This window comes from Prevotella sp. P4-98 (assembly GCF_002251405.1).
GTDB lineage: Bacteria > Bacteroidota > Bacteroidia > Bacteroidales > Bacteroidaceae > Prevotella.
The window spans coordinates 26,123-36,483 of sequence record NZ_NPJC01000023.1; the positions used below are offsets into that span (position 1 = coordinate 26,123).

Here is a 10,361-nt window from a genome sequence, read left to right on the forward strand (position 1 = left end):
TTTTTGGTTTATGATTCCAATTCTCCCCCATTATCTTCATATTTTCAACTTTTCTTTGTACTTTTGACAATTATTTGTGCGATTTGTCGTTATTATAAATATGAAACAACAGAAAACAATGATTTGCGGATGGATCTGCACCATGGCAACGGCAATGGTGATGACCGCCTGTGTGACACCCAAAAACTACAACTATCTGCAAGATTTGCAGTCTGGCAGTGTGACCACAACACCTGCCAGTGGCTATATCCGACTGCAGCCAAAAGACGAGATTTCTATCCTCGTGAAGAGTAACAGTGCGGAACTGGATGCTCTATTCAACAAGGGCATGACTACCACTATGAGCAATGGAAATGCACAAGGGTCGCAGTATGTGGAGGGCTACAGACTCGATGCCAACGGCAACATAGATTTCCCACAATTAGGCACCATTCATCTGGCAGGCATGAGACGCAGCGAGGTTGAGAACTACATCAAAACACGATTGGAGGAAGAAGGACTGCTGAAACACGCCACTGTTACCGTTGGTTTCCGCAACCTCAGCTACACCGTGATGGGCGAGGTGAAAAATGCTGGCGAATACGCAATAGAAAAAGATGAAGTGACGCTACTGGAAGCACTGGGAAAGGCTGGTGACCTGACCGTATATGGCAGAAGAGACAGTGTCGTGGTGGTGCGCAACGATGGCGAGCGCCACACCACCCTCATGGCAGACCTCACCCGTGGCAAAGCTCTCCACGAGTCGGAAGCCTACTATGTACACCAGAACGACCTGATATATGTGAAGGCGAACCCAACCAAGATTCGACAATCAACCACCAACGGCAACGAGACACGATCCATGTCGCTATGGATTTCCATTGCCTCGGTATTGGCTTCGCTCGCTGTTCTCATTACCCGATAATCCTCAAAAACAACTATGAAAAAAGTTCAGAAGAGTTTTCTCCAGATGTGCATCAGCCACTGGCGATGGTTTGCCGTGAGCACCATTGCCATGACCATTACAGGGGTGTTGTTCCAGCTTGTTGTCACACCACTATATCGTCGCACCACCGACATCATGGTGAAAGATGAGACATCGCCAGGCAGTATGCTGTCGAGCATGACAGGCATGAACATGTTTGCCAATATGGGATTCAACATCTCATCGAATGTGGATAATGAATTGGAAGTATTTCTCTCGCCTGCCTTGATGATGAAGGTGGTGAAAGACAACCATCTCGATATGACCTACACCACAGGCAACTGGTTTACACGCGAAGAACGCTACGGCGAGACACTGCCCATAAAGGCGCAGTTTGGTGCAGCAACAGATGCAGACAAACTGCGGCTCCGCGCCACGCTACACGAGGACGGGGCTGTGGTATTGACCGATTTCGAGAAAAACAAAGAACAGATGAAAGGTGAGGTAAGCGGACACATCAACAGCGTTTGTGTCACGCCCCTCGGTCCCGTCACCTTAATATCAACTCCAGCCTTCCAAACGCTGATGCGCCAGGCAAAGACACTCACCGTCACCATTACCAAACAGCCACCCTACGAGATGGCAGAACGCTGTTTGAAGCGAATCAAAGGCGATGTGCTCAACAACAACACGTCGATAGTGCAACTCAGTTACGATGACGCTTTCAGCAGTCGTGCAGAACTGATACTCAACGAGCTGACAAGGGTGTATCTTCAAGCGTGGCAAGCCGACAAGGACGAAGAGCGACAGGCCTCAACCAACTTCATCAATCAGCGCATCACAGAGATAGAAGAGGCACTCAGCCAACTGGATGGCAAACTCGCCGACTACGAGCACGACAACCTGTTGGAAATAGGGGCTGCCACACCTAACGCAATGGCAATATCTGCTGCCGATATCAATGAGATGATGCTCAAACTGAGCAACCAACGGTATGTGTTGAAACACATGCAACAGTTGATGAGCAAGGAAGGAGACAACCATCAGGTATTGCCAGGCAACATTCTACCCGACAACGACAATATTGCCAAACAGATTGCAAATTACAACACGCTAGTGCTGAAACGGCAGAATCTGGCAGCAAACAGCAGTGAGCGCAATCCCTTGGTGCGCGACCTCGATGCGCAGATTGCGCCCATGCACAATGCCATTGCCGTTTCAATCAGCCATGCCCTGTCGCAAATAGAGATTCAACTCAAAGGGGTGGTAGCCAAAGAACAGGAACTGACGGGGAAGGCGGCAGAACTGCCCACTAAAAAGAGCAAGATGCTTCCCACCAAACGCCAACAGAAGGTGATTGAATCGCTATACGTCTATCTGTTGCAGAAGCGTGAAGAAAACGGCATCGACAGAGCATTCAACAATAAAAACATACGCGTGGTAACACCGCCAATGGGAAAGTTGCGCCCCATCTTCCCCCGTAAGCTATGGACCTTTGGAGCAGCATGGCTCTTGGCGCTGCTATTGCCCATGATAGTACTCTATATTCGACAACTCAACGACACGGAAGAAACAGAGGAAGAAAAAACAGCATGAACCGCACACGATTGAAGTCTGACATCAAACGACGCATGGCAAATGGCGCGCTATGGACCTTTACCGGGACGGCTGTGGGCAAACTGCTGGTATTGCTGGCAGGCATCGGCTGTGCCCGACTGTTGGGCAAAACCCAGTTTGGCGAGCTCGGCATGGTGCGTTCCACCATCGGCATGTTCATTGTGTTTGGTGCAGCAGGCATCGGAGTGACAGCAACACGCTTCATAGCCCAACACCGCCATACTGACAGCGCACAGGCAGCTTCCATCTGCGCCATGTCCAACCGCTTCGCCCTATGGTTTGGAATGGGAGTCATGGTGGTCATGATAGGTTGTTCGGGACTATTGGCAAACAATATTCTCCACTCGCCACAGTTGCAAACAGCATTGATGCTGGGCGGACTGATGCTGTTGGGATCAACCCTTAACGGGTCGCTCAACGGTATTCTTGCAGGAATGGAAGACTTTCGCAGCATAGCGCTATGCACCCTTGTGGGCAGCATGGCAGAAGCGACATTGATGACCACCGGTGCCTGGATCTATGGATTGGAAGGTGCTGTTGTGGGATTCGGACTCGGTGTGGCGGTGCTCTATATAGCCTACCATTTTGCCGTGAGGCGCACCCTGCAACACGTAGGCATCGCCACCCACGGTGTGGCTATCCGCAAGAAAGACTGGCAACTGCTGTTGACCTACAGTCTACCAGCAGCACTATCGGCGCTGATGGTCACTCCCGTATTCTGGACTATCCGCGCCATGCTCGTGAGGCACGACGGCTACGCAGAACTGGCAGTATTTGAAGCTGCCGACCAATGGAAAATCATCATCATGTTTGTTCCAGGTGCTATCAGTCAGATAGCCCTCCCCATCCTATCGAGCATGACAGAGAGTCAGACCTTCAGCCACACGCTCCGCCTGCACATCCAACTCATCGCAGGTATTGCCTCGCTGTTGGCATTACTGATCATTGTGGTAGCCCCTGTCATCATGCCTCTCTATGGCACAGACTACACCAACCATGTCACACTGTCACTGCTCGCCGTATCGGTGGTGTTTGCCTGTGTGTCAAACGTGATAGAGATGGCAATTTATAGCATCGGCAAGATGTGGACAGGATTCCTGTTCAATGTCGTATGGGCTGTTGCCACATGTCTGTTGGCCCTATGGCTGTTACCCCTGCATTGGGGATCGTCGGCATTGGCGATGGCAGTATTATTGGCGTATCTGCTAAAAACCATCGTGATGGGCGTTTATATCTGTTTCACTCCCAACAGTCAACCGTTATGAAGACACGCGAAGAACTCGGCATAACACTATTTGCCATCGCACTGGTATTGCTCCAGTTTGCCGGCTACGCCTTCGTTCCGCTGTTAGCAGGGGCGCTACTGCTGTTGTTTTCCCTGCACACCTTTGCAACATGTGTGAAGAGTGTACCCTTGTTTGCAGGCTTCACGGCAGCCTCGCTCATTGTCGGGCTCTTCATGATGATGGCGCGCCCCACCGAAACAGCACCATTGGCGCGATGGATTCAGTTTTATTTCCTCACCGTCATGCTGATGGGAGTAAAAGACAAAAGCCGGTTGCTGACCGCTGTGAAATATACCGTTTATGCCATCTTTGCAGCCGATCTCATGGCGAATATACTGCAGGTGGCAGGAGTGAAGTTGCCATGGGTGTATCTGACCATCCGTCCCGGAGAACTGATTCCGCGCTTTCAAGGCATCAAGGGTAATTCGCTCTATTCGGGTAGTATTTCGTTTTTGGCACTATGTTTCCTCATCAACGAGATGGGACTTCGGAAAAGGTTGCGCTATTCTGTAGCCTTTCTGATGGTGGTCAATCTGCTATTGGCAGGGTCGCTCCGCTACTTCATCTCGTTGGCGTTAGTCTTGGTGCTCATCACCTTCCACCTCTATCGCCATCGAAGCTATCTACTGTCGGGAATATGTGCCACGATAGGTATGGTGGTTGTACTGACCCGATGGACAATGATGAGCAGTGAGAGTAATTATTTCCGTTATAAACTATGGGGACACACCATCGACCGACTCAACGACAGCCCGTTGGTAGGCAATGGTTTTCTGTTTCAACAAGTGACAGACCACACGCGCTTCAGCGTCAGAACGCTGGCAACAGCCGATGTGACAGAATCGACCATTCTGCTCTTCGGATTGTGTTTCGGACTCCCATTGATGTTCTTGTTCATCGCTTCACTATTCCGCACCTTCTCACATTACAGTAGCTATAAACACTATGCGCCCGAACTAGGACTGTTTCTCGGACTGGCACTTGATCTCTTCTGGGGTGGCAGTATCGACAATGTATTGTCGCTCTCTGTATTGTTGATTTGCATGTATCTCATCAATCAGAAACATCAAACCTTATCACATCCGTAATCATGACTCCCAACTTCTCTATCATCATCCCAACCTACAACCATCTGGCATTAGCACAACGTGCTATAGACAGTGTGCGCAGCCAAGAAGGGGTAAGTATGGAAATCATAGTCTGCGACGATTCTACCGACAATCGCATCGAACAGTATGTCATGGGACTCCACGATGATCGAATCAATTACCACCACAACCGACCTCAGTTGGGGGCGGTGGGCAATTGGAACGAAGGACTCGGCAAGGTTACGGGCACATATGGCATTGTACTCCACCACGACGAAGCCTTGGTGGGCAACAACTATCTCGCCCAGTTACTGCACGTCATGCGACAGACCAATGCCGATATTGCCGTATCGGAAGTGCACGTCATGATAGGAGAGAAACAAAAGAAGCGACACTTTCCTTCACGATTGAAACGATGGATGCTGCACCACCCCACCACGCTATTTGGCCTCAACGCCATTGGGCCATGTGCCTGCGTAGCATTTCGATGCGACAAGCGACAGGCGTTTCATGAGCCGTTGCAATGGCTGGTCGATGTGGAATGGTACTACCGTATGCTTCGCGCGTCAGCCATCGTCTATTATCCAACACTCATCGTGGAGTCAGCCCACGACCACGAAGGGCAGATTAGCCGTAGCATCCATATCTATCAAGCGTGGCAGCATGATGCCAAAATCATCGGTACCATGCACAAGGGCATTTCTCTACGACTCATGCTGGCCATCGGGAAGACGATTATGACCGTCAAGCAACAATTTGGCAGATAGTTGCGCCAAGATATTTCGCAACATCGTTTGCATTTCTGCTGATTTATCATTACCTTTGCATAATAATGACACAACCGATAAAGATTGTCAAGATACTTGGAGGACTTGGAAACCAAATGTTTCAATATGCCCTCTATACCGCCTTGCAACGACACCATCCCGATGAAATGGTGATGGCAGACCTGCATGGGTTTAATGGCTATAGGCGAAAATACCAACTCAACGAGGTGTTTGGCATCGACATCAAACAGGCAACATGCGGAATGATAGCCCACGTGGCTTACCCCTACCCCAACTTTCAATCATGGCGGTTTGGTAGCAGGTTGTTGCCCAAGCGAAAAACCATGTGTGTAGAGCCACACAACTTTGCCATCGACCATGAGGCTATTAGCCGACAAGGCAACACCTATTATGATGGTTACTGGCAACATGAGGAATATTTCAGCGACTGCCGTGACATACTCATGGAACGATTCCACTTTCCCGACTTCGCCGATGAAGCCAACACCGCATTGGCACAACGGTTGGAAAAGGAAGAGGCTGTCAGCATCCATGTGCGGCGCACCGACTATATCGGCGATAAGCTATTTTATGATCTCACCGCCACCGACTATTACACCCAAGCCATCCACTACATCCGACAACACGCTCAGGCACAGTTGTTCTGCATCTTCTCCGATGATATTGTATGGTGTAAAACCCATCTGCAACCATTGCTCAACGATGTAGAAGTCATCTTTGCCGACTGGAACAACGGCAAACAGGGCATACAGGACATGCATCTGATGACCCTCTGCCGACATCATATCATCGCCAATTCATCGTTCTCATGGTGGGGCGCTTGGTTGGCAACACAGACCGGTGCCATCAACATTGGGCCAAAGCTCTGGTGGCGACGACAGGCTGCGGTCACTCCTTTGCCCAGCCATTGGATAACCATATAACAACGCATGAACAGATGTATTAAAACAAGCAAGCCATGCAACAAATAAACTGCAGTATATTGCTCTCCGTCTATCATCGGGAAAAGCCAGCATACCTACGTCAATGTTTAGACAGCGTGTTCAGTCAGACTTTCCGTGCCAGCGAGATAATACTCGTGGGCGATGGCCCGCTGACAGAAGCGCTGGACACGATGATTGACTGCTACCGAAACAATTATCCCGAACTGCAGTTTGTGCCACTCAAGGAAAACCGTGGACTTGGACTGGCACTCAACGAAGGTCTTCGCCACTGCCACAACGACCTTGTGATGCGCATGGATACCGATGACATCTGCTACCCCAACCGACTGGAACTGCAATACAACTACATGACAGAACACCCTGACTGTGACGTGTTGGGAGGATGGACCGACGAGTTTTGCGCCACTCCCTCAGAGACCATCTCTATACGGCGGTTGCCCGAGCACCATGCCGACATTGTGAGGTTTGGCAAACGCCGCAACCCGATGAACCATCCTACGGTGATGTTCCGCCGCGAAGCGGTGATGCGTGTAGGTGGATACCATGACATCTATCTGTTTGAAGACTACGACCTATGGGTAAGACTCATCATGGACGGGGCACGATTTCACAACCTGCAACAGCCGCTCATACACTTCCGCACCTCTACAGACTTCTTCGGCAGACGGGGCGGCTGGCGATACACCAAGTCGGAAATCAACCTATTGCGATCCTTTCATCAGTTCAAGTATATCAGCACCATAGAGATGACAACAAACATGCTGATGCGGTGTGTTGTAAGACTGTTGCCCAACAAATTGCGACAAAACATCTATATTTTCCTACTACGTAGATAATAAAACCAAGATTGCTACGTTAAAAATAACATATGAATAATACCCAAACAAAACAAATAGACAACTATATATACGATGGCATGAATGCTTTTGAACGAGAAGTGAAGCGATGGTTCGACTTCATCATGGCAGGAATGTGCATCATCATCTTCTCCCCTTTGTTTCTCGCCTGCTATCTGGCAGTACGGCGTGGGAAAGACGGTCCCATCATCTATCGGCAGGAACGCATCGGACGCTTCGGACGCCCATTCTACATCTATAAATTCCGCACCATGGTGACCAATGCCGAGAACAGCGGTCCTCAGCTCTGCAACAATGCCACCGATATCAGACTGACTCAAGCCGGACGATGGATGAGACGCTACCACCTCGACGAACTGCCACAGTTCTGGAATGTGTTGAAAGGAGAAATGTCGTTTGTCGGTCCACGTCCTGAACGTCCCTACTATATTGATCAGATTATGGAAAGAGATTCACGCTATCAATTTCTATATCAAATACGTCCAGGAATCACCTCCTATGCCACCATTTACAATGGCTATACTGATACCATGGAAAAGATGCTTCGCCGCCTGGAGATGGATCTCAACTATCTGAGACACCGTTCGTGGTGGCAAGATTTGAAAATATTATCCATTACTTTCTATAAGATTGTCACAAAAACAATAAACAACAGGGCATCAATATTTACGGAAATGTAGGCGTAAATATTGCGTTTCAAGAATCATTTTATCATTATCAAGGCATTTGATGGCAAACGACTGTTGCAAGGCATCAAATCCGAAAGGACGCATCACCTCAAGGTCGATCACCTCCTCATCGGGTTCGTCGCGCAGATGCAGATAAGGAACAGAGAGGTTCAATTGGTCGTCTGTCCGGTCGAAATGAAACAGATATCCCGTGCCGTTGCTCTCCTCATTCTCCAACAAGCGCACTTCTATCAAGCGGTTTTGCACAGCCCAATAAATCATCGATTGGCGCATGTCTGTTGTGCCTTCTGTGGCAAGAGTATCTACTTGGCGCAGTTGCCAGAAGCCATCGAGGTCGCCATTGCCTGATGTCTCGATGTCGCAAGCCACCAAAGCCATACATATTGTCAATACAAATATCAGCCGTTTCATTATCTCTTTCTCCATTTCAGTATTCCGTTCTTAATCAAAGTGAGTTGCACACCATAGTTGTCGCCCAGCAACGTTCCGCTGTCCATGGCAAGAGCTCCTCTGAGCGTCCATCCCCGAGTCCATCGTTCCTTACCATCGCGCAAGCGGTAAGAGGCTTCAGCCAATAGACTGACGTTATGCCGTGGATCGGGAAACGGTGCCCAATAGGTGCCAAAACCTTTCTGCCACGTAGCCAGTAAGCGATAATGTAAGCGGGAAGAAGGATCGCCGGCAATACCAAGATGACAGGCTACAGTACGGTTGTTCTCCACAGCAATACGATGGTCGCTATTATAAATAGGTGAAGTATAAAGCGGATTGCCCATCACCTCACCCCAGTGTTGCCATCCGGTATAGAGGTAATGGTTGTAATAGTTGTCGAGACCTGCAATTTGGTCTGACAGTGTTTGGTCGTGGTCATGATACATGGCACCACTCTGATACTTAGTATAGAGGTATTCAAACACCATCTTATTCATCCATCGTTGGTCGGGAATACGAAGTTCAAAGCCCCACAACATATCTTTGAAGGCATAGAGATTGTAGCGCCGTTTCACCTGCGTGTTCCATTGGTCTCCCTCGCCATATCCATCAGGACTGAGATGGGTCAGCGCCGACTGGTCTTCAAAGAAATGGTCGGCATAAAGACTGAATCCCCATTCGTCAGCATCGAAATTGAAACGTGCCAGCCAACTGCCTAAGGTATTGCCTGCAGCATTGCGGTTTCCCGTTTCCAACACATCGCCGCCTCCTGGCACCAATGCCTTTATCATTCCTTTCAGTCCGCCTTGATTGTGACAGGCCTTCATCGAGCCATCACTTTGCCGCAGATATGAGGTGCCGCCAAACTGTGCCGCCATCTCCAGTCCGAGTTCAAGCGACACGATGATTTTGTTGGCATTTCCAATACGCAGATAGCCTGCCTTGCTGTGATAAAGAGTGCTTTGCGTGTATTTATATTGCCTTTGGGTAAACTCAGTCTGCCAATGGTCATCGGTTGTCTTGCCATAGGCAATATGTCCTTTTATGGCAAGCCAATGGTGTGTGCCGGGAATGCTCCAATAGTCGGGCAAGGAAAGTCGCACTTGTGGAACAGGGCGGGCATTGATACCCAGAGTTTGTGAACCACTGCTGAGTTCCTGATCTTTCAACTGCATGGGTTGTTCTTTACTACCCACGGTGATCACACCCTTGAGCCAGCGCACCTCAGCATAGGCTTGTTGAACAACAAAACGGCTGGTATATCTGCCCGTTAAAGCCATGTCAAGGCCATAACCAATACCCCAGCGCCGACTATCATCACGTGAGAGTGGACGCTCTATGGTTGCACGCCAAAAGCCATTAGTAGTTTTGAGCGAACTGAGTCCATACTTATTGGCATGAAGCCATAATGGCAAATGATCACCCGCCGATGCCGAATTCTGGCGTTCCATCCTATAGTCAAGACTGTCGGCAAGAGGTTCGCGCTGTTGGGCATGGGCATTGAATGTGACGGCAAGAAGCGTTGCTATTGCAATATATTTCATATCTGGCTACAAAGATACGATTAAGCGAGCGAAGTACAAAAGAAAAATCACTTTTTCTTTTGTACTTCCGAGCGTGAGTACCTTAGTGAAATGCACCCCTAAAGTTAGACATAAAGCTTTTAGAGGTACATTATGAGTAGTTTTCATTCATTAAAAGAAAGATTAGAAACAGTATTAAAGGTAAAGTCTGGCGTACCCATCGTCCAGTTATG

Annotated in this window: 10 protein-coding genes; 8 read left to right on the forward strand and 2 right to left on the reverse strand. The window is 49.1% G+C overall.

What is annotated here, in order from left to right; all coding sequences use genetic code 11:
* The first annotated feature begins 100 nt into the window (after positions 1-100).
* From CIK96_RS04330 to CIK96_RS04365, 8 genes are all read left to right on the forward strand, one after another.
* A complete protein-coding gene (locus CIK96_RS04330) occupies positions 101-904 on the forward strand; it encodes a polysaccharide biosynthesis/export family protein (protein WP_094439862.1) in 804 nt (267 codons plus the stop codon).
* A gap of 15 nt (positions 905-919) precedes the next feature.
* Entirely contained in the window at positions 920-2,500 is a 1,581-nt protein-coding gene (locus CIK96_RS04335) for a hypothetical protein (protein ID WP_094439864.1), read from the forward strand.
* Positions 2,497-3,786 (forward strand): oligosaccharide flippase family protein, encoded by a 1,290-nt coding sequence (locus tag CIK96_RS04340; protein WP_094439866.1) that lies wholly within the window; start codon positions 2,497-2,499, stop codon positions 3,784-3,786. The genes CIK96_RS04335 and CIK96_RS04340 overlap by 4 nt, the downstream gene beginning before the upstream one ends.
* A complete protein-coding gene (locus CIK96_RS04345; RefSeq protein ID WP_094439868.1) occupies positions 3,783-4,895 on the forward strand; it encodes a hypothetical protein in 1,113 nt (370 codons plus the stop codon). Before CIK96_RS04340 ends, CIK96_RS04345 begins: the two co-directional genes overlap by 4 nt.
* 2 nt (positions 4,896-4,897) lie before the next feature.
* Positions 4,898-5,662, forward strand: coding sequence for a glycosyltransferase (locus CIK96_RS04350; RefSeq protein ID WP_094439870.1), 765 nt, complete (start codon positions 4,898-4,900; stop codon positions 5,660-5,662).
* A gap of 65 nt (positions 5,663-5,727) precedes the next feature.
* Positions 5,728-6,606, forward strand: a complete 879-nt coding sequence (locus CIK96_RS04355) for an alpha-1,2-fucosyltransferase (protein ID WP_254047076.1) — start codon at positions 5,728-5,730, stop codon at positions 6,604-6,606.
* A 35-nt stretch (positions 6,607-6,641) separates the two neighbouring features.
* The gene (locus CIK96_RS04360) at positions 6,642-7,463 is read left to right on the forward strand and encodes a glycosyltransferase (protein ID WP_254047077.1); all 822 of its coding nucleotides are present in this window, start codon (positions 6,642-6,644) and stop codon (positions 7,461-7,463) included.
* A 32-nt stretch (positions 7,464-7,495) separates the two neighbouring features.
* A complete protein-coding gene (locus tag CIK96_RS04365) occupies positions 7,496-8,164 on the forward strand; it encodes a sugar transferase (RefSeq protein ID WP_094434073.1) in 669 nt (222 codons plus the stop codon).
* On the opposite strand, the gene CIK96_RS04370 is transcribed toward CIK96_RS04365, so the two are convergent.
* Both CIK96_RS04370 and CIK96_RS04375 read right to left on the reverse strand, forming a co-directional pair.
* Positions 8,144-8,599 carry a lipocalin-like domain-containing protein gene (locus CIK96_RS04370; RefSeq protein ID WP_094439872.1) on the reverse strand — a complete coding sequence of 152 codons (456 nt, stop codon included), beginning with the start codon at positions 8,597-8,599 and terminating at the stop codon, positions 8,144-8,146. The two genes, CIK96_RS04365 and CIK96_RS04370, sit on opposite strands and share 21 nt — an antisense overlap.
* Positions 8,584-10,149: a capsule assembly Wzi family protein gene (locus tag CIK96_RS04375; protein WP_094439874.1), complete on the reverse strand. Its 1,566-nt coding sequence runs from the start codon at positions 10,147-10,149 to the stop codon at positions 8,584-8,586. Before CIK96_RS04375 ends, CIK96_RS04370 begins: the two co-directional genes overlap by 16 nt.
* Between the last annotated feature and the right edge of the window lie 212 nt (positions 10,150-10,361).